1 pseudogene (cut by a window edge) is annotated in these 428 nt (G+C 45.3%); it reads right to left on the minus strand.

From position 1 onward, the window contains the following. Nucleotides 1-428, minus strand: a pseudogene (locus tag KE531_00295) (transposase); it runs 747 nt beyond the window's last position.

Here is a 428-nt window from a genome sequence, read left to right on the forward strand (position 1 = left end):
CAGGTGTAGGTGTCTGTCTCTTCCTTATACGCCATATTTTCCCGTTTGCTGATGTCTTTCTTAAATCTTCTCTTTTTACATTTTTCGTAGGTCTGCGGTTTGATGTAAGGGATCTGACCCTGGCTTTTCAGATATTCATAAGCCTCTTCGCTTTCATACCCCGAATCCGCAGTCACACTGGGATATCGAAATCCCAGGTTCACTTCCATGTTTTTCAGAAACGGCACCAGTGTCCATACATCATTCCGATCCTGAAAAATCCCAGCTGCCACAATGTATTCGCTGTCCACTGCGATCTGGACGTTATATCCAGGTTTCAGCTGGGCATTCCTCATATGATCATCCTTCATGTGCATAAAAGTGGCATCCGGATCCGTCTTGCAGTAGTTATTCCGGCCCTGGAAACTAGCTGTATGCCAGTCATAGAT

The sequence above is a fragment of the Eubacteriaceae bacterium Marseille-Q4139 genome (assembly GCA_018223415.1).
GTDB lineage: Bacteria > Bacillota > Clostridia > Lachnospirales > Lachnospiraceae > CABSIM01.